Below are 18,267 nucleotides of genomic sequence, written 5' to 3'. Positions count from 1 at the left end.
AATCGGTATTGCATATATGCAATACCGATTTTTTATTTAGAGAAATATTCCCTTAAAAAGAATAGAGAAATAACGATATTATAAGTAGGATGTGTTGTAGGAGAGATAGATTTGTGTGGAGGGAAAGAAATGAATGAATTCGAGAAAGTTCAATATAAGGCGTATAGAGAACGATTAGCTAAAGCTCAGATGAAAAGTATGCAAGAGCCAAAAGAGTTTAAGTCGATGTTAACAAAGTTGAAGAATAGTAAAGGTGATGTAACTGATACAATTTTTCGTACGAGTCTTGTTGTTGAGCCCGATGGTACGGAGTTTCTTGTTATTAGAGAGGTAACGACAGGACGAAATGGAAAATTGGTAGAGTCGAAAGTAATTAGTAAGCAGAAAGTTGCTGAGCCTGTGATGATAAAAGAGGAGAAGGAAGAAATCGTGGTTGAAAAACTAAAAAACTTGTCTAGTAATGGTACCAATGAAAGCTTAGTCAATATTATGGCGAAACAGGGATTTAGTTGCTATAAAGTTGCAAAGCGGCGTAGAAAAATTACCACGCTTTCTTTAGAACATTTCTAAGCGAGAAGAATAAGACTCCCACTTGGAAAAAGTGGGAGTCTGTAAAGCTGGGAAACAGATTAGATGATTACCTATAAACATTTATTTTGTTAGTGGTGTAGATGCATCGTTACATTACCCAATCATGATTTTACCTTCTGGATATTTAATTTTTGTTTTTTGACTTTTTAATGCTAAGGCTAGAGCAAATGTAACAGGTCCAATACGACCAATGAGCATCATGATGGTGAGAACATATTTACTAAATGAATCTAATGTTGGTGTAATGCCCATACTGAGACCGCAAGTAGAAAAGGCGGAAATCACTTCAAAGAAAAGAGGAATACTTTCTGTGTTTGCATTATCCATGGTAAGTAGCATAATCGCAAGACAATTTAAAGCGGCAGAAATAAAAGTAAAAGTATAGGCTTTTTGGATCATAGCATTGGGAATTTTGCGATAAAACAATACAGTATCTTCGTGTCCGCGAATTTGGCTCCAGATGGAAGCGATTACGACTGCAAAGGTCGTTGTTTTAATACCGCCGCCGGTTGAGCTTGGCGATGCGCCGATAAACATAAGAATCATCATAGCAAATATTGAAGCATTTGTTAATTCACCGATTGGTAAAGTTGCAAATCCAGCTGTACGGAGCGTTACTGATTGAAAGTAACTAGCCAGCAATTTCCCTGTCAGTGATAAGCCGCTAAGTGTTTCTGTGTTGTAGTAGTCCATAAGTAAAATGTAAAACATGCCACCAAAAACGAGAAAGGCAGTAGTTGCAAGAACAATTTTCGTATGTAAAGCAAAAAATTTGAATTTCTTCGTTGTAGTAATGTCGGCAATTACGGCAAAGCCAAGACCTCCAAGAATAATGAGCGAGGTTAGAGTAATATTCACGATAAAATCATCTACATACGGAAATAAATTTCCATTTTTACTGCCGATAATATCAAAGCCTGCATTACAAAAGGCAGAAATTGCGTGCCAATAGCCGTAATAAATACCGGTGGTCCCAAAATCAACATAAAAGCGTATGGCAAGGATTGTACCACCGATGAACTCGATGAGAAGCGTAGATTTTATAATATACTTTACGAGCTTTACGATACCCGCAAGTGTTAACTGATTTAATGCTTCCTGCATAATAAGGCGGTTACGTAAATGGACTTTTTTTCGCATGAGAATTGCCATAAGTGTTGCCATCGTCATAAACCCTAAAGCACCACATTGGATAAGAAAAATAATGACTAGCTGCCCGAATAGCGAAAAATAATTCCCTGTGTCAACAACGACAAGACCAGTTACGCAAACAGCAGAGGTTGCTGTAAATAAAGCGTCAACAAATGACATGGATTCTCCACTTTGGCTGGAGAGGGGGAGCATGAGTAAAAAAGCCCCGCTTAATACGAGGGCAGCGATACCTAATGATAAAATTTGATATGGGGTTAAACGCCATTCGCTAATATTTAAAAAATTACGATTTGAAGTTATATTCACCTTTTATCCTCACTTTTGTCTTCTAAATATATTGAGTATATCATAAATTTTGGAATGTGAATAGGTAATTTGTAGAGTAAAATATAAGAGAAAACCTTTAGTGAGATAATACATAAGATGTCATAAAAGATTACATTTTACAAGATTTAAATCAGAAGTCTATTTTATGGGGACAAGTATAAGAAAACGGTATTGTTGTAGAGAACAACAATACCGTCTTTATTTTTAGAACTTAAACTTATGGGCTGTGTCTTGCAACTCTTGCGCGAGGTTTGCAAGACTTTGGCTTGAAGAGGCAATTTGTTCCATGGAAGCAGATTGCTCTTCTGTCGCAGCCGAAACAGCTTGTGTTTGTTCGGCTACCTTTTGACTTTCGGTATCTATTGATTGAATAGAAGAAACAATAGTTGTAGTTCCGTTGGCGATGTCTCTGGCAGTTGTTGACAAATTGGTAATTTGGGTTGCAACCTGTTCTACCAGTTTAACAATCTCTATGAAAGTGCTTCCAGCATTGCTTACGGCAGAGGTACCTACTTTTACTTCCTCTGTGCCAGCGTTCATAGAAATTACAGCGTTATTGGTTTTTGCTTGAATTTCGCCGATTAAAGTAGCTATCTGTCCGGCAGCTTCTCGGGATTGTTCAGCAAGTTTTCTTACTTCTTCAGCAACAACTGCAAAACCACGTCCGTGGTCTCCGGCACGAGCCGCTTCAATTGCTGCATTCAACGCAAGAAGATTGGTCTGTGCTGCAATGGCAGATATCGTTTCGATAATTTGACCAATTTCTTTTGAACGATCGCCAAGTCTACTTACTACGGATGCCGAGGTTGTTACAGTATCTTGAATTTGTTGCATTTGAATAACCGCTTTATTTACGAATTCATTGCCGTTTTGTGCTTTTGTTACAGCATCTTGTGCATAATTTGCCGAATTGTTTGCCATTATGGAAACAGAGTGAATTTCAGATGTAATATTTTCAATAACTTTTGTGGATTTGTCTATTGACTCTACCTGTGCATTTGAAGATGTGGCGACATCCGCAATTGATTGAGCTACCTGAACTGTAACCTGGGCTGATTGATCAGCACTGGCTGTAAGTTCTTCTGATGCAGCTGCAACCTGTTCAACAGTTTTTTGGATTTGATGTAATAAAGTTTTTAGGTCTTCAATCATTTTGTTACATGCATGAGCTAAATCTCCTAATTCATTTTTGCTATTAATGTTTAGTTTAGGTAAGCCTAAATTACCTGAGGCTAATTGATTTAATTGGTCTTTAATTTGGATAATTGGAGTTGCTAATTTTTCGCTTAGATACATTGCGATAATCATTGCAATAATTATACAAATAATTGTAATTAAAATAATATTGCGCGTTAAAGTATTAATTGGTTCATTTACTTCCGATTCAGGAGCAACAATTGCTAAAGTCCATTTCTTCCCTCCGGGTAGATCAATTGTTGAAAAAGTACCAAACTGTAAATCATTATTACCAAAATTAAAAACACCAGATACAAGTTCAGAGGTTTTAAGAGAATTTGTATATAGTTGAGTTAATCGAGAATCAATGGGGATTTCATTTTTAATTTTTGCTGGATTGTTCTCTCCGTTTAAATTTATTTTTTTTACTAGTTCAGGATTTTTACTATGAACGATAATCGTTCCCATTTCATCAAGTAGATAAGCGGAACCTGTTTTTGCAAAATTTATATCATTAACAAAACTCTGAAAATCCCTTAGCTCAAGGGAACCATAGACCATGCCAGTCATTTTACCATTATTCATTACAGGTACAATCAAAATAGTAGTTGGTTGATTTGTTGTTGAAGAAATGAGAACTTCTGATATATATTTTTCTTTTGTTTCCATGATATGTTTAAAATATTCGCGATTTAAAACAGAGGATATCTCACCGTTTTGACGAATTGCGTTGCCGTTTAAATCAACATAAGCAACGACTGAGAAGTCTTTTGCTCGAACCATACAATCGTTTAGGGCTGATAAGATAGTATCTTTATCTTTTGCATTTTTTAACCGCGCTGTGTCAGCAGCTGACTCTAAATACCCGATTAGCTCACTTAAACGGGTATTAACTTTAATGTGGGAATTTTCAGACATTAGTTTAATTGAGTTATTTTCGCTTTCTTGAAGGTATTTGTTTGCATAATAGTAACTGGAAGCACCGAGAATTACCATTGCGATGAAAATTAGCAAACCACCAATAAACATACATTGAGTGCGAAGACTTCGAAAATTGAATGACATAGGAATCCCTCACTTTTACAAATATTTATTTAATTAATAGAATAATACTAGAAAAAAGGAATATTTTCCTTTGAAAATTCTACAAAAAATTACAAAAAGCTTTGTAATTTTCACAATATAGAAAAAATAAGATTTACAAATTAAGGAGATCTTTTTAGTTAAAATAACAAAATCTTAATTTTGGCTTGCATTAACAAAACTGAGGCTTCTTCTTATAAGTTATGCTAATAATAAAATTAGAAAAAATACTTAAAGTTTCTTCAGTTTTTTCGATAAATTAAATGAGGGAACGAGAATTTGATCGAATGGATTCCATATTTAGGAGAGATTAAAAAATGAGCAGTATTCAAGGAGTAAATCACAATTTATGGAATACAGCTACTTCTGCTTCAACATCTTCTGTAAATAAAATGGATGACGCAGCTGAACAGTTCAAAAAAACATTAGCTGGAGAGACTAATTCTTCAAAAAGTCAAGGGCAAGGTGGCAGTGATGAGGAAACAACAACGACTATTCAGCGGAGTGTAATTACGGCTGATGATGGATCGCAGATTGTAGTATTGACACAAATTACTGTTGATTCTTCAGGAAAGCAAATTGAATCCAAAGTAATCAGTAAACAAAAAATAAGTACAGGAAATGATAAACAGTCTCAACACGGCAGTAATCCATTCAACATAGGGAAATCCCAAGATAAATATGATGATAAGACTACTTTGAATGCAATGACGGAAAGAGCTAGAAAAGAATATGAAGATAATAGTGTGATAAATTCTTCGCAATTAGAAAATATTTTTAAGGCGAATATATAATTGCAACAAATTTATTAATGGATATTTAGATTATCGCTTTAATTTTATACACTGGTGGATTTGTAAGGAATAACCTCTACGGCTATCAGTTCTGTCAATGTAGATTTTTGCATATACATTTGATAGCAAAGTCATTGGGGGAATGGACAGGATGAAAGAATATATTCGCAAACGTGTATTAGAGATTTGTGCGCATATTTTAGAGACCAAACATACAGTAAGGCAGGCTGCCAACGTTTTTGGTGTTAGTAAATCTACTGTACATAAAGATAATATAAAATAGAACGATAAAAAAGAATTCTCAACTTATAGTTGGGAATTCTTTTTTATCATTGTAGGGTTAAAAATATAAAGCGGATTAGTCAGCGGATAAAAATAAATAGGGAATTTTTTATTGATGAAGATAATATTTATTAGTACAAGCATTAGAGGGAGATGAAAAAAGTGAAAATTCAATTTGAAAACTGCAATTCAAGCAGTGAGATAGAAAAATTTTTACCGTTAATTCTTGCAGAAGCATTGATGATGAAAATCAAGTGCGATTTAGAACAAAGTAAATCAAAGCCAGAAGAAATGATGGGGTAAATTAGACACAGAATCTTTACTGTTTGGAGGAATCATATGCTGAATGATCAAGTGAAACCAAAGATTGCAGCCTATTGTAGAGTATCAACGGATAAAGATGAACAGATTATGAGTTTACAAGCCCAGAAAGAATTTTTTATGGAATATGCAAATCGTAACCATTTAGAACTGGTTGAGGTATATGCGGATGAGGGAATTAGTGGAACAAAATTAAAAAATCGTCGCGAATTTAAGCGAATGATGAAAGATGCAGAATGCGGAAGATTTTCCTCGGTGCACGTAAAAGACGTTTCTAGGCTTGCTCGTAATGTAGTAGATTTTCTGCAAAGTATTCGTAAACTCAAATCTTTAAATGTCGATTGTCGATTTGTTACGGCAAATATGTCCAGCAATGATGGGGAGCTTACATTGACCATTTTAGCTGCTGTTGCCCAAGAAGAAAGTGCTAATATTTCCAAAAGAGTTAAATTTGGCAAAAAGCGTAATGCAGAGAAAGGGCGTGTACCTAATTTAGTTTATGGATATGATAAAATTCATGGGGAATATTTCGATTTAAAAGTTAATCCATATGAAGCAAGGATCATTCGAAAAATGTTTGATTTGTATCTAAATCAAGGCTTAGGCTTTTTTAAAATTGCAAATTTTTTAAACAAAGAAGGGATAAAGACAAAACGAGATTATAAATGGCATCCATATTCAGTAGGAAAAGTTCTAAGCAATCAACTTTATATGGGAAGAGTGATAAATGGAAAATCCTATGTGAAAGACTTTTTAACCGGTGAACGGGGCGTGAATCGCGAAGCGGATTTTTTTATTGCAAACAAACCAGATTTAATGATTGTTGATGAATATACATTTAAAAAAGCGCAAAAAATTATGAAAAAACGAAATGAAGATTTTCGACATAAAAAGGAGCGGCAATCGAATAAGTATTGCTTTAGTACATTGATTCAATGTGAGAGCTGTGGATACAGTTTTCGTCGGATGTATAGAAAGTATACAAAAGAATATATACGATGGGTTTGTACAGGGCGTAACTCTCAAGGAAAAGATTTTTGTAATAATAGCACTACGATTGATGAAGCAGAACTGCTAACTGCTATTCAAGATTATTTTTCAGAAATGATAGATTCACAAAAAAATTTAATGGGGAAAGTTATTCATTTACTAAAAAGAAAGTGGAGTAAAGAGGATTTTACTTGCAATACAAATAAAATTCAAAAAGAAATTGTTCGACTAAAACGGATAAAGCGCAAGCAAACTGAGATGTATGAATTTGAGATTATTTCAATAGATGAATTAAAAGAGCGTGTGGGCGAGATTAATAGGCAAATTGAGTCGTATGAAAAGGAATTGAAGAGTTTTAAACAAGAAGAAAATATTCATCTGCAAATTGATATGCTAGTGCAAAGATATTGTGTAAATATAAAAGAAATTTTAAGCAGTGGTGAGTTTGGCAATATGTTATTAAGAAAATTAATTGAAAAAATTTTAGTTAGTGAACAAGGCAATATAAAAGTTAGATTAAATTTATTTTCAGAAGTAGACATAATGAATATATGTAGTGGCTAATAAAAAATGGCAGGACTCAGTGGTTGAGTCCTGCCATTTTTATTGCTGAGTATCATAAACTATTGTTTTTGCGCTTGGATTTGTTCAATAATATTAGTTTCTTTTAATATGTTAGTCAACTTTTCAGTGTCGGATATCCATTTCTTTTTGGTTTCTTCAGAATTTAAATAACTGACTTCCATGCCTAACTGGTCAAGATTGGTTTTAAAATCAGGGTCGCTAATCATATTCTTTAGTGATTCAACAAGTTTATTCTTTGTTTTTGCGTCAATTTCTTTTGGTGCGGCTATACCATACCAATTTTCTAAAACAATATCAAATCCTAATTCTTGAAAAGTAGGTATTTTGCTAAGTGCAGAATTGGATAAATGTTTTTCTCCAGATATGGCTAATGCTTTTAATTTACCGCTTTTAATTTGTTCAGTTAAAGCACCAGGGCTGGCAATGATAAATTGGACATGATCACCTAGTAATGCAGATATTGATTCACTTGCTCCGCGAAATGGTACTTGTTCGATTTCAATATTCGCTTTTTTGGCAAATATTTCACCAATAATGTGGCTAGAGTCACCAATTCCTGAATGCCCGAACTTGATTTCCCTAGGGTGTTGATTACAGTATGTAATTAAATCATCTAATGTCTCCCAAGAGTGATTGGCGTTTACAACTAAAATTGAAGGGGTTGTTGAGATTTGTACGATTGGCTCAAGTGCAGTTGGGTAATGATATTTTGTAGCTCCATATAATGGTTGCAAAATTAAATTTAAAGGACTTAATCCAATTGTATATCCATCAGGAGATGCAGTAACTAATTCATTAAGACCAATTGTACAACTTCCACCAGGTTTATTAAGAATAATAAAATTTTGATTAAGATATTTTGGAGCTAATTTTTCCAATGCCCTTGCTTGTAAATCAGTTCCGCCGCCGGCACTAAATGGGACAATTACATTTATAGGCTTATTAGGGTAATCGTTTTTTTCTCCGGTCATTGTACATCCAGTCATTGTAATTCCTGTAATGAATATACTCATCATAAGAAATGCTAGTGATTTTTTTTGCATGTCTTTACATCTCCTTTTTATTATTCATTAAGTTTTTAATTACTTTTAAAATTATTTTTTCTGTGCTTGAATTTGTTCAATAATATCAGTCTCTTTTAACATGTTAGATAGCTTTTCATTATCAGCAATCCATTTTTTTTTCGAGTCTTCGGAATTTAAATAACTTACTTCCATGCCAAGCTTTTCAATATTTACTTTAAATTCTGGGTCTGCAATCATTTTGGTTAATCCTGCTTCTAATTTCTTTTTTGTCTCAGAAGTAATTTCTTTTGGTGCAATAATGCCGAACCAATTTTCTAAAACTATATTATATCCTAGTTCTTTAAAAGTTGGTGTTTGCGCAAAAATAGGATTAGTAGAGCGATTTTCGCTTGATATAGCCAATGCTCGTAATTTTCCACTTGCGATTTGCTCCGTTAAAGCACCTGGGCTCGCAACTACGATTTGAATATGTCCCCCTAACAAAGCAGCTGTAGACTCACTTGCACCTTTAAATGGAATTTGATTAATGCTGATATCAGCTTCTTTGGCAAATATTTCTCCGATTATATGGCTTATATCTCCGATTCCGGCATGCCCTAAATTTATTTTGTTAGGATTCTGCTTACTAAATTTAATTAAATCATCAAGTGTTTGCCATGGTTGGTCTGTATTTACTACAAATAATAAAGGAGTAGTAGAAAACTGAACTATTGGTTCAAGTGCAGTTGGATAATGGTATTTTGTTGATCCATATAAAGGTTGCAAAAGTAAAGCTGCGTAACTGATCCCGATGTTATATCCATCGGATGGTGAAGTTACTAGTTCATTCCAAGCAACACTTCCACCACCACCAGGTTTATTAAGAATAATAAAATTTTGGTCAAGATATTTAGGTGCTAATTTTTCTAGAGTTCTAGCTTGTAAGTCGGAACTTCCTCCAGCTGTAAATGGGACAATTACATTTATAGGCTTATTAGGGTAATCGTTTTTCTCTCCGGTCATTGTACATCCAGTCATTGTAATTCCTGTAATAAATAAACCCATCATAAGAAATACTAGTGATTTTTTTTGCATGTCTTTACATCTCCTTTTTATTATTATCGTGACACTTTTTTGTGTACGATATTTGAAAATTTTTGAACCATTTAAACAAATTATAGATAGCAAAAAGAAGCCCGACACATATAATGGTTGCGGAAATCGGTCGTGTTAGCATGTCTAGTAAACTGCCGTCACAGATAATTAATCCTTGAATTAATCTTTGTTCAAGTTCAGGACCAATGACTATTCCAATGATGAGTGGCGCTGGCTCAAAGCCTGTACGATTTAGGAAGAAACCTAGGACACCAAATAATAAAATGCATATTAGATCAAATACACTATTGTTAACCGCATACGCTCCAGTTAATGTCAGCACAATGACTAATGGCATTAGTATATATAACGGTGTTCGTAATAGTTGGACGAAAACACCAACCAAGGGCAAATTGATAATAAGCAGCATAACATTACCTACGTACATACTGGCGATAAGACCCCAAAATAGGTCTGGATATTGTGTAATTAAGGAAGGACCTGGAAGAATTCCGTGGACCATGAATCCGCTTAGTAAAATTGCGGTACCGCCACAAAATGGCAATCCTAAGGATAAAAGAGGAATCATGCTTGCGGAACTAGCTGAATTGTTTGCAGACTCGGGACCGGCGACACCTTCAATTGCACCATGACCGAATTCAGCAGGATTTTTGCTGCAATATTTTTCTAATGCATAGGAGACAAACGTTGAGATTGTTGATGAAGGTCCTGGCATTAATCCGACTAAAAAGCCCGAAATACTGCCGCGGAAAATTGGGGCTATAGAGCGCTGGCATTCTTCGTGTGTTGGATATAAATCGCGGAATTTAAATTTTTGAATAGTTGATGGCGGGGTGGAGGAGGCCATGACAGTTAGAATTTCACCGATGCCGAATATTCCCATAGCTAGAAGGGATAAATCAAATCCACGGTCTAGTTCATCAATACCAAAAGTAAATCGGCTAATTCCTGACAGGGAGTCTAATCCAGCCGTACCAAGCATAATTCCTAAAGTAACCATTAACGTGGATTTTAGCATAGAAGTCCCTGTTAGTTTTGTTAAAAAAAATAAGGCGACAATCGATAAGGCAAAGTACTCTGGTGGTCCAAAGCTTAAGGCAAGATCAGCTAAAGGGGGAGCAAACAAGGTGAGTCCGATGACGCCGATAGTGCCTGCGATAAATGAACCTATTGCTGAGACTGTTAAAGCAGCACCTGCTCTTCCACGTTGTGCCATGGCATAGCCATCGATACAGGTTACAACAGATGCTGTTTCTCCGGGGACATTCATTAAAATAGAGGTAGTTGATCCCCCGTATTTAGAGCCGTAATAAATTCCTGCAAACATAATTAAAGATGAGGTAGGATCCATCGTATAACTAAATGGCAGTAATAAAGAAATTGCACCGATTGTTCCAATCCCAGGCAAAACTCCGACGAGTGTTCCTAATAAAACTCCTATGGCACATGCTACTAGATTTGCTGGCATCATGCTGACGGTAAAACCGTGTAATAGCATATCGAAAGTTTCCAAGGTAAAACCTCCTTAGCTGTTTTGATTAAGGTAATGTTACATCTAGGTAGTATTTAAAAAGTAAATAAAAAGAGGTTGAACTGATAAAAGAAATGATAAATGGATTCCACCAATCTGTTTTTTCTGATGCGATTTTAAGTAGATAGAATAGAAAAAATAAGGTTGAGAAGAAGTAGCCCAAAAATTTAAAAAACAAGATATAAAAAATCAATCCTAAAAGTATAAATGTAAATTTTGTCCAGTTTACTAATTCTGCAGACTCTGCTTTGGTTGAACGGAGTTGTTTGATAATTAATATGAAAGACAAAATTATAGCGATAATCCCAATGGTTATTGGCAAAAAACCAGACTGAGGATTTTGAAGCGAGCCAAAGGATAATTGATGGGCAAAATAAAGATAGAGTAAGCTTACTATTGCAAACATAGCGGTAAGTATTTTCTCGGTCATAGCAATACTCCTTTTAATTTTTATTATTTGAATCTATGGAGGGGAAGGTAACGATGAAAGTTGTACCTTCTCCTATTTGACTGTTGAATGTTAGAGTGGCTTTATGGCGATGAATAATCCGAGAGCAAATCGCTAAGCCAAGTCCTGTTCCTTTATCCTTGGTTGTAAAAAACGGTGTAAATAAATGATCTTGAATGTCTTTTGAAATCCCAATTCCAGAATCTTTAATTGTTAGAACTACATTATTGTTAGTTAATACTGTTGAGATATGGATTGATCCTCCATCAGGCATAGCATCAATGCTGTTTTGAATCATATTAAGAATAAATTGATGAATGCTATTTTTATCTAAAAGTAAATTTGGAATATCGCTTAAGTCTAAATAAACTTTACAGTCATAATATAGTGCATTTGCCTGAAGTAAAGGATAGATATCTTGTAAAATGGTATTTAAATTCATTTTTTGAAAGCTCATTGCTTTATTTTTTGATAGGGATAAAAACTCAGTAATAATCGCATTGGCACGATTAATTTCGGTAATCATTAAATCAAAATTTTCTTTATATTTATTGAATTCATTCTTTCGGCTCATGAATTGAAGCAGACCTTTTACGGTTGTAAGTGGATTGCGAATTTCATGCGCGATTCCAGCGGCCATTTCGCCGACGATATTTAATCGGTCTAATTGTGTCATTTTTTCTGTTTGTTTGCTTATATAATTTAAAATTGGAGCAAATTCTGAAAAGGAAATATCTATATCGTGAGAGTTCCCCGAAGAGATGGATTTAGCAAATTTAATCAAATCTTCTTTCAATCTAAGGCATAGTTCATGAAAAGCAATAACACAAAATAAAAGCATAACAAATGTGATTAAAAAGGTGTCCATTGTTCTTTGCCATAGGATTTTATATACTTTACTTTGATTAACGCTAGCGAAAGCCTGAGCAACGATAACTCCATTCTCTTTAATTGGAATACAGTAAGTGATTGATTTTTCACCATGCCATAAAGAGGAAAACTCCTCTTCAATGAGTGACGTTGTAGTCACATCATGGATGGGATTTGCTTTATTTAGTGACATGTCGATAAGTAAAGATTCATCAAATTTTGACCCGATAGCAACTACGTTTTTACAGTTTTGCGAATAGTAGCCAAATTGAATTCGTTTATAAGGCATACAAACTTCATCAACTATTGGTTGGAGCTTTTGGTTAAGAGAATAAATAGTCAATTGATTTGATTGATCTAAAGCTGTAGCTTGTATATAAGTTTCTGAAAAAAGATTAGGGGGGCTTTTCTCAGCTAAAAATTCTGTGATTGAAGTTAAATAACGTAAATTTTGTTTATTTTCAGCTTGTAACAAAAGCCAGTCGTTATAAATGGTAATTACCAGTATAACGAGAAAAACAACACTGACTATTTTAATATTAAACTTCGTTGTTAAATTGATCACCTTCATCATGTGAAACCTTTCTTGTCTACAAATTATTTCCGACAATAAACGACAAAAATAAACAATAATGTAAAATAATTGTTGCAGTATTAAAGTTTCGCTATTAGGGATTAAACTCCTGCAAAAAATGTAAATTGGTAATTATTTTTATCTTTTTAGAGAAGGATTTTTGAAACAAAGGTTGAAGATTGATAAACTTCATATAGGATTTCTAATTTAAAAATATGTTTCGATATTTAGAAGGATGGTAAAGAATATGGTTTATGAAGTAGCTTTATTGGATACAAAAATTTTATTTCTGTTGCAAGAACAGGTTAGAAATGAATATTTAACACCAGTTTTTAAATTGATTACGCACAGTGGTGATATGGGGATCATTTGGATTATAAGTGCTATCGTATTGTCGATTTATAAAAAAACAAGGACGATTGGCATATTGGCATTTATGGCCATGTTGCTATATGCTTTAATAGGGAGTGGATTTTTAAAGAATATTGTTCAGAGAACGCGCCCGTTTGATGCGTTAGAGGGATTATCTTTATTGACGGGGCGTCCATCAGGATATTCTTTTCCGTCAGGACATACTGGAATTGCATTTGCAGCAGCAGGTATTTATCTGAGGTATCTTCCGCTAAAATATGGAATAGGCGCAATGGTTTTAGCAGGTTTAATGGGATTTTCTCGCCTATATTTGGGGGCACATTATCCAAGCGATGTTATCATTGCTGCTTTTATTGGAAGCGTATCGGCGCTTTTGATTATTAAATTGAGTCGATATATAAATGAAAAAACGAAATTTAAATATAATAAAGTGACCTGACATAGAGAAATATTGAAAATGCAAAAAATTCTACGTTCCATTTTTTATTATCTGTACATAAGGATATGATAGAAAGATTGCCTATGTTGAATAAAGCTTTGTCGGACAGAGTGAGAATTGTCCTGGAAAAAAATAAGGCGGAACGCCATATTCGGGGTGGCGAAGCGACGCGAAAAAAATATAAATATTACAAAGAAAATCTTTAATTATAAAGGATTTAATTGTAAAATGTAGAATAAAGCATGTTGAGTAAAATTTTCTGTAATTTATATTAGAATGCTTTACGATTTTGCTGACTGAATGTAGTTTTGGAAGGGGATTTTCAATGTTGGGAATGTCAATGGATATTGGTGTGGATTTGGGAACGGCCAATGTTTTGGTTTATATAAAAGGCAAAGGGGTTGTTTTAAACGAGCCTTCTGTTGTAGCTATTGATAAAGATTCAGATAGGGTTCTTGCTATAGGTGAAGAGGCACGTCGTATGATTGGGCGTACACCCGGAAATATTGTTGCGATTCGTCCGCTTCGTGAAGGGGTTATTGCGGATTATGATACAACGGAAAGTATGCTTCGCCATTTTATTGAAAAAGTTGCGGGAAAAAGCTTTTTATTTAAGCCTCGTATTATGGTATGTATTCCATCTGGAGTAACGACTGTTGAAAAACGTGCTGTATTAGAGGCAGCTGTACAAGCGGGCGCGCGTAAAACTTATTTAATTGAGGAACCGCTTGCAGCAGCTTTAGGAGCTGGACTTGAAATTTCCGAGCCATATGGTGCGATGGTGGTGGATATCGGTGGTGGAACTACCGATGTTGCTGTGATTAGCTTGGGTGGAATTGTTATAAGCGATTCGTTAAGAATCGGTGGTGACAAATTTGATGAAGCGATTATTCGTTATGTGAAAAATGAGTATAATATCATGATCGGGGAGCGTACGGCAGAGGATATTAAGGTTAATATTGGAGCGGCGATGCGCGATGCCCGTAGTGGTTCGCTTGAGGTACGGGGGCGTGATTTATTAACGGGATTGCCAAAAACGATAAAGATGGAAGTAAATGAAACTTGTGAGGCTCTCAATGAACCTGTTAGCCGAATTATTCAATGTGTCAAGAAGGTGCTTGAAGACACACCACCTGAACTCGCGGCTGATATTATGGATCGTGGTATTGTCATGACAGGTGGGGGCTCAATGCTTTTTGCATTGGATCGCTTAATTCAAAAAGAAACAGGAATTCCAACGTATTTAGCAGATGATGCATTGTCTTGTGTTGCGCTTGGAACAGGCAAGGCATTGGATTCCATAGATAAATTGGAAGATAGTTTAACTACACTGAAAAATACAAATATAAGATAATTCTAGGAGGTGTCTTAATTTGATACGTGGGCTTTATACAGCGGCATCAGGAATGATTACAGAGACTACGCGTACGGATGTTATTTCAAATAATTTAGCAAACGTAACCACTACTGGTTATAAAAAAGATGAAACGGTGAGTTCTGAATTTGAACGAGTTCTAATTCGACGTATCAATGATGGACAAGTAGCACCTCAAATTGGCGAGTTAGGTCGTGGTTCGAAAATTGATGAAATTTATACACAACATGAACAGGGATCAACGCAACAAACGGGGAATACTTTTGACCTTGCGATTGAAGGAAAAGGCTACTTTGTCATTGATACTCCTCAAGGGACAAGGTATACTCGTAATGGGTCTTTTAATTTAGCTGAGAATGGACAACTTGTTACGAATGAAGGATTTCCTGTTTTAGCGGGAGGTCGTCCAGTACAAATTAATGGAAATGGTAATGTAACGATTGGCGCCGATGGACAAATCGCATTGGATAATGAGCAAATTACAACACTTGATTTTGTTGAGTTCGATGATGATAGAGTTTTGAAAAAAGAAGGAAACAGCATGTATGTTGCTCCGCAAGGAGAGCGTTCTAGACAAGCTACGGGGAAAATTAGTCAAGGCCAGCTGGAACTGTCAAATGTCAACGTTGTATCAGAGATGGTTAAACTGATTAATGCATATCGAGCATATGAAACGAATGCAAAGGCATTGCAATCAGAAGATTCAATGTTAGAAAAAGCAGTGAATGAAGTTGGCAGAGGATAATTGTACTTAACATTTTCGTTTATTATTACGATATAATATTGAAAAGTGTTTTAAATTGACTGAATTTGCAAGAAATATTTTTTGATGGGAGTTTTTTATTATGATGCGTGCATTGTGGACTGCAGCTTCAGGGATGAATGCGCAACAGAGTAACATGGATGTTATTTCTAATAATTTAGCGAACGTAAATACAACAGGACATAAAAAACATCGGGCTGAATTTCAGGATTTAATGTATCAAACGCTTCGTCAAGCGGGTGCTGATTCTGGCCCAGATACACAATTGCCTACTGGCTTACAAATGGGGCATGGCGTTCGTATGGTAGCTACGAATACAATACATACACAAGGAAGTTTTCAAAGCACGGGAAATCCATTGGATGTTGCAATTGAAGGTGAAGGCTATTTTCAGATTGAGCTGCCTGATGGGACAACAGCATATACGCGAGATGGTTCTTTCAAACGTGATAATACTGGTCGTATGACTACTTCAGAAGGATACTTATTAACGCCAGAAATTGTAATTCCAGATAATGCTACAGATATTACGATTTCAGGTGAAGGTCGCGTTTTTGCGGCTATTCCTGGACAAAATGAACCAGAAGAATGTGGACAAATTGAACTTGCTCGTTTTACGAATCCATCGGGGTTGTCGAGCATGGGGAAAAACTTGTATTTGGAAACAGCGGCTTCAGGAGTGCCCGTTACAGGTAATCCAGGCGAAGACGGTGCTGGTACACTTGTTCAATCGTATTTAGAAATGTCAAATGTACAAATCGTTGAAGAAATGGTGAATATGATTGTTGCTCAACGTGCTTATGAAACAAATTCAAAAGCGATTACAACGTCTGACTCTATGTTAGAAGTAGCAAATGGATTAAAACGGTAGAGTGAGATAATGAGAAAAATTTTACTTAGTCTGCTGATTTTACTTGGAATATTACAAGGGTTAGCATGTGCTGAGGAATCTTCGATTACGATTAATGTATATGATACTTGCAATATTAGTGGGCCAGATGTTTTATTGGGCGATATCGCAGATATTTTTGGCTACGATAATTCTAGGATAGAACAATTACGAAATTTAAAAGTTGCAAATGCAGCTGCACCCGGAGAAGATTTAGTCTTAACGAGTGAATTGCTGGGAATAAGGCTTAGTTCAGCTGGGGTGGATTTTTCAGGTATTGCTTGGAATATCCCCCCCACTATTAAAATTAAGACAGAATCACAGTTAATATCCGGGGATTCATTGGTGCAAATTGCAAAGGATTTTGTTTATGGTCAAATCGATTTATCTTCGTCAGAGCGTATATATACGGTTGAAGCCTCTAATCTTCCGAGAAACTGTTTTTTGCCGTTAGGCGATGTTCAATATAAGGTTGATCTGCCCTATGGAGTTCGTTATAGTGCACCTACAAATGTGATCGTTAATATTTATATTAATGGTGCATTTTATACGAAGAGTACGTTTCGTTTACAAGTTACAATGCAGGAACCTGTAGTTATGGCAACACGTAGTATTGCGAAAGGCGAAATGATTACAGCAGGAGATTTGCATTTAGTCACTGTTGATACAAGTCGATTACCAGCAGGGTATTTAACGAATACGAATGATGCAGTTGGTTTAGTTGCTCGGCGAAATATTAATATGGGGGTTCCGATTACCAAAAGTTTGCTTGATAAAGAAATACTGATTAAGCGTTCTGATATGATTAATCTTCTTTCAAAGGTAAATGGTGTAGAAATTGTTGTTCCTGGAATGGCAATGCAGAATGGTCGTGAGGGAGATAAAATTCGTGTGAAGAATACGTTGTCTAACAAGATTGTAATGGGACGAGTAATTGATGAAAAAACGGTACAAGTTGGGACTCATTGAAGGCAGGTGTAGATAAATGAAAAAAATGAATAAATTATGTGCAATGCTGATTTTATGCACAGTCATCCTTATGAGTTTTCCACTACAGGTAAATGCGGAGTCCTTGTGGGTAGATGATTCAAGTGGGATTAATCTGTTTGCCGATAGAAAAGCACGGTTAGTAGGGGATTCCTTAACGATTATTATTAAAGAAAGTTCTAATGCTTCACGCTCAGGAAGTAGTAATAATTCCAAATCCGGATCGAATACTTTAGCGGCAGGAACGGGGATTTTTGATTTTTTGGCTGCTGCGAGCGCAAGTGGTGAGGATAAATTTCAATCTTCAGGGAAGATTACAAATACAAATACCGTTACGGGGAAAATTACTGTGCAGGTAACGGAAGTTAAGCCTAATGGGAATCTAGTGGTTTCGGGTACACAGTCTATTAAACAAAATGCCGATTTACATACGATTACGATTACAGGGGTTGTGCGTCCTGATGATATTGCAGCAGATAATACTGTATTATCTTCTTATGTTGCAAATGCAGAAATGAAGTTTGATGGAAAAGGTCCGATTAATGCAAAACAACGTCAAGGTATATTGACGCAGATATTTAATATTTTATTTTAATTT

19 protein-coding genes are annotated in these 18,267 nt (G+C 35.4%); 12 read left to right on the top strand and 7 right to left on the bottom strand.

The features are described 5' to 3' along the window. Positions 1 to 129 precede the first annotated feature (129 nt). On the top strand, positions 130 to 570 hold the full coding sequence (locus ACWZFG_RS09635; RefSeq protein WP_455577538.1) for a hypothetical protein: 441 nt from the start codon (positions 130 to 132) through the stop codon (positions 568 to 570). 114 nt (positions 571 to 684) lie between these two features. Here the strand turns inward: ACWZFG_RS09635 and ACWZFG_RS09630 are convergent, their stop codons facing one another. Together ACWZFG_RS09630 and ACWZFG_RS09625 are read right to left on the bottom strand one after the other, a co-directional pair. Next, positions 685 to 2,049: a TrkH family potassium uptake protein gene (locus ACWZFG_RS09630; RefSeq protein WP_455577537.1), complete on the bottom strand. Its 1,365-nt coding sequence runs from the start codon at positions 2,047 to 2,049 to the stop codon at positions 685 to 687. Between the two features lie 225 nt (positions 2,050 to 2,274). Then, complete coding sequence (locus tag ACWZFG_RS09625) at positions 2,275 to 4,275, bottom strand: methyl-accepting chemotaxis protein (protein ID WP_455577536.1); 2,001 nt, start codon at positions 4,273 to 4,275, stop codon at positions 2,275 to 2,277. Positions 4,276 to 4,646: 371 nt separating this feature from the next. Here ACWZFG_RS09625 and ACWZFG_RS09620 point away from each other — a divergent pair, with 371 nt between their 5' ends. The 4 genes from ACWZFG_RS09620 to ACWZFG_RS09605 all read left to right on the top strand — a co-directional run bounded on the left by ACWZFG_RS09620 (position 4,647) and on the right by ACWZFG_RS09605 (position 7,280). Beyond that, positions 4,647 to 5,123: a hypothetical protein gene (locus ACWZFG_RS09620; RefSeq protein WP_455577535.1), complete on the top strand. Its 477-nt coding sequence runs from the start codon at positions 4,647 to 4,649 to the stop codon at positions 5,121 to 5,123. Between the two features lie 142 nt (positions 5,124 to 5,265). Beyond that, positions 5,266 to 5,406: a sporulation transcriptional regulator SpoIIID gene (locus ACWZFG_RS09615; RefSeq protein ID WP_309320551.1), complete on the top strand. Its 141-nt coding sequence runs from the start codon at positions 5,266 to 5,268 to the stop codon at positions 5,404 to 5,406. A 161-nt stretch (positions 5,407 to 5,567) separates the two neighbouring features. Further along, complete coding sequence (locus ACWZFG_RS09610; protein ID WP_177503729.1) at positions 5,568 to 5,708, top strand: hypothetical protein; 141 nt, start codon at positions 5,568 to 5,570, stop codon at positions 5,706 to 5,708. Positions 5,709 to 5,744: 36 nt separating this feature from the next. Then, on the top strand, positions 5,745 to 7,280 hold the full coding sequence (locus ACWZFG_RS09605) for a recombinase family protein (protein ID WP_455577534.1): 1,536 nt from the start codon (positions 5,745 to 5,747) through the stop codon (positions 7,278 to 7,280). A gap of 59 nt (positions 7,281 to 7,339) precedes the next feature. Here ACWZFG_RS09605 and ACWZFG_RS09600 read toward each other — a convergent pair whose 3' ends face one another. From ACWZFG_RS09600 to ACWZFG_RS09580, 5 genes are read right to left on the bottom strand one after another with little or no spacing between them, the layout of a single operon-like run. Further along, positions 7,340 to 8,344 (bottom strand): tripartite tricarboxylate transporter substrate binding protein, encoded by a 1,005-nt coding sequence (locus tag ACWZFG_RS09600; RefSeq protein WP_455577533.1) that lies wholly within the window; start codon positions 8,342 to 8,344, stop codon positions 7,340 to 7,342. Between the two features lie 51 nt (positions 8,345 to 8,395). Next, complete coding sequence (locus ACWZFG_RS09595) at positions 8,396 to 9,400, bottom strand: tripartite tricarboxylate transporter substrate binding protein (protein ID WP_418626561.1); 1,005 nt, start codon at positions 9,398 to 9,400, stop codon at positions 8,396 to 8,398. Between the two features lie 4 nt (positions 9,401 to 9,404). Next, positions 9,405 to 10,934 (bottom strand): tripartite tricarboxylate transporter permease, encoded by a 1,530-nt coding sequence (locus ACWZFG_RS09590; RefSeq protein WP_177503734.1) that lies wholly within the window; start codon positions 10,932 to 10,934, stop codon positions 9,405 to 9,407. Positions 10,935 to 10,959: 25 nt separating this feature from the next. Next, a complete protein-coding gene (locus ACWZFG_RS09585; protein WP_177503737.1) occupies positions 10,960 to 11,382 on the bottom strand; it encodes a tripartite tricarboxylate transporter TctB family protein in 423 nt (140 codons plus the stop codon). A gap of 13 nt (positions 11,383 to 11,395) precedes the next feature. Further along, on the bottom strand, positions 11,396 to 12,745 hold the full coding sequence (locus ACWZFG_RS09580) for an ATP-binding protein (protein WP_455577532.1): 1,350 nt from the start codon (positions 12,743 to 12,745) through the stop codon (positions 11,396 to 11,398). A 346-nt stretch (positions 12,746 to 13,091) separates the two neighbouring features. Between ACWZFG_RS09580 and ACWZFG_RS09575 the strand changes: the two genes are divergently transcribed. The 7 genes from ACWZFG_RS09575 to ACWZFG_RS09545 all read left to right on the top strand — a co-directional run bounded on the left by ACWZFG_RS09575 (position 13,092) and on the right by ACWZFG_RS09545 (position 18,264). After that, a complete protein-coding gene (locus ACWZFG_RS09575) occupies positions 13,092 to 13,655 on the top strand; it encodes a phosphatase PAP2 family protein (RefSeq protein WP_455577531.1) in 564 nt (187 codons plus the stop codon). Between the two features lie 11 nt (positions 13,656 to 13,666). Beyond that, a complete protein-coding gene (locus tag ACWZFG_RS09570; protein ID WP_418626568.1) occupies positions 13,667 to 13,861 on the top strand; it encodes a sporulation transcriptional regulator SpoIIID in 195 nt (64 codons plus the stop codon). Positions 13,862 to 13,980: 119 nt separating this feature from the next. Continuing rightward, the gene (mreB, locus tag ACWZFG_RS09565) at positions 13,981 to 15,009 is read left to right on the top strand and encodes a rod shape-determining protein (protein ID WP_177503742.1); all 1,029 of its coding nucleotides are present in this window, start codon (positions 13,981 to 13,983) and stop codon (positions 15,007 to 15,009) included. Between the two features lie 19 nt (positions 15,010 to 15,028). Further along, entirely contained in the window at positions 15,029 to 15,775 is a 747-nt protein-coding gene (gene flgF / locus ACWZFG_RS09560; RefSeq protein WP_455577530.1) for a flagellar basal-body rod protein FlgF, read from the top strand. Between the two features lie 100 nt (positions 15,776 to 15,875). Further along, the gene (gene flgG, locus ACWZFG_RS09555) at positions 15,876 to 16,664 is read left to right on the top strand and encodes a flagellar basal-body rod protein FlgG (RefSeq protein ID WP_147667043.1); all 789 of its coding nucleotides are present in this window, start codon (positions 15,876 to 15,878) and stop codon (positions 16,662 to 16,664) included. 9 nt (positions 16,665 to 16,673) lie between these two features. Next, positions 16,674 to 17,651: a flagellar basal body P-ring formation chaperone FlgA gene (gene flgA / locus ACWZFG_RS09550; protein ID WP_455577529.1), complete on the top strand. Its 978-nt coding sequence runs from the start codon at positions 16,674 to 16,676 to the stop codon at positions 17,649 to 17,651. Positions 17,652 to 17,667: 16 nt separating this feature from the next. Beyond that, positions 17,668 to 18,264 carry a flagellar basal body L-ring protein FlgH gene (locus tag ACWZFG_RS09545; protein WP_177503749.1) on the top strand — a complete coding sequence of 199 codons (597 nt, stop codon included), beginning with the start codon at positions 17,668 to 17,670 and terminating at the stop codon, positions 18,262 to 18,264. The last annotated feature ends 3 nt before the right edge of the window (positions 18,265 to 18,267 follow it).

It is taken from the genome of Anaerosinus sp. (genome assembly GCF_965318445.1).
Note: the sequence above shows the minus strand (reverse complement) of the source record. Positions and strands in the feature narration are given on the sequence as shown.

Excerpts from the sequence above, each read along its gene's own strand:
- ACWZFG_RS09605 (WP_455577534.1), top strand. The coding sequence starts at position 5,745 with ATGCTGAATGATCAAGTGAAACCAAAGATTGCAGCCTATTGTAGAGTA.
- flgA (WP_455577529.1), top strand. The coding sequence starts at position 16,674 with ATGAGAAAAATTTTACTTAGTCTGCTGATTTTACTTGGAATATTACAA.
- ACWZFG_RS09585 (WP_177503737.1), bottom strand. The coding sequence starts at position 11,382 with ATGACCGAGAAAATACTTACCGCTATGTTTGCAATAGTAAGCTTACTC.
- ACWZFG_RS09625 (WP_455577536.1), bottom strand. The coding sequence starts at position 4,275 with ATGTTTATTGGTGGTTTGCTAATTTTCATCGCAATGGTAATTCTCGGT.
- flgG (WP_147667043.1), top strand. The coding sequence starts at position 15,876 with ATGATGCGTGCATTGTGGACTGCAGCTTCAGGGATGAATGCGCAACAG.
- ACWZFG_RS09545 (WP_177503749.1), top strand. The coding sequence starts at position 17,668 with ATGAAAAAAATGAATAAATTATGTGCAATGCTGATTTTATGCACAGTC.
- mreB (WP_177503742.1), top strand. The coding sequence starts at position 13,981 with ATGTTGGGAATGTCAATGGATATTGGTGTGGATTTGGGAACGGCCAAT.
- ACWZFG_RS09635 (WP_455577538.1), top strand. The coding sequence starts at position 130 with ATGAATGAATTCGAGAAAGTTCAATATAAGGCGTATAGAGAACGATTA.
- ACWZFG_RS09615 (WP_309320551.1), top strand. The coding sequence starts at position 5,266 with ATGGACAGGATGAAAGAATATATTCGCAAACGTGTATTAGAGATTTGT.
- ACWZFG_RS09600 (WP_455577533.1), bottom strand. The coding sequence starts at position 8,344 with ATGCAAAAAAAATCACTAGCATTTCTTATGATGAGTATATTCATTACA.
- ACWZFG_RS09575 (WP_455577531.1), top strand. The coding sequence starts at position 13,092 with ATGGTTTATGAAGTAGCTTTATTGGATACAAAAATTTTATTTCTGTTG.
- ACWZFG_RS09620 (WP_455577535.1), top strand. The coding sequence starts at position 4,647 with ATGAGCAGTATTCAAGGAGTAAATCACAATTTATGGAATACAGCTACT.
- ACWZFG_RS09595 (WP_418626561.1), bottom strand. The coding sequence starts at position 9,400 with ATGCAAAAAAAATCACTAGTATTTCTTATGATGGGTTTATTTATTACA.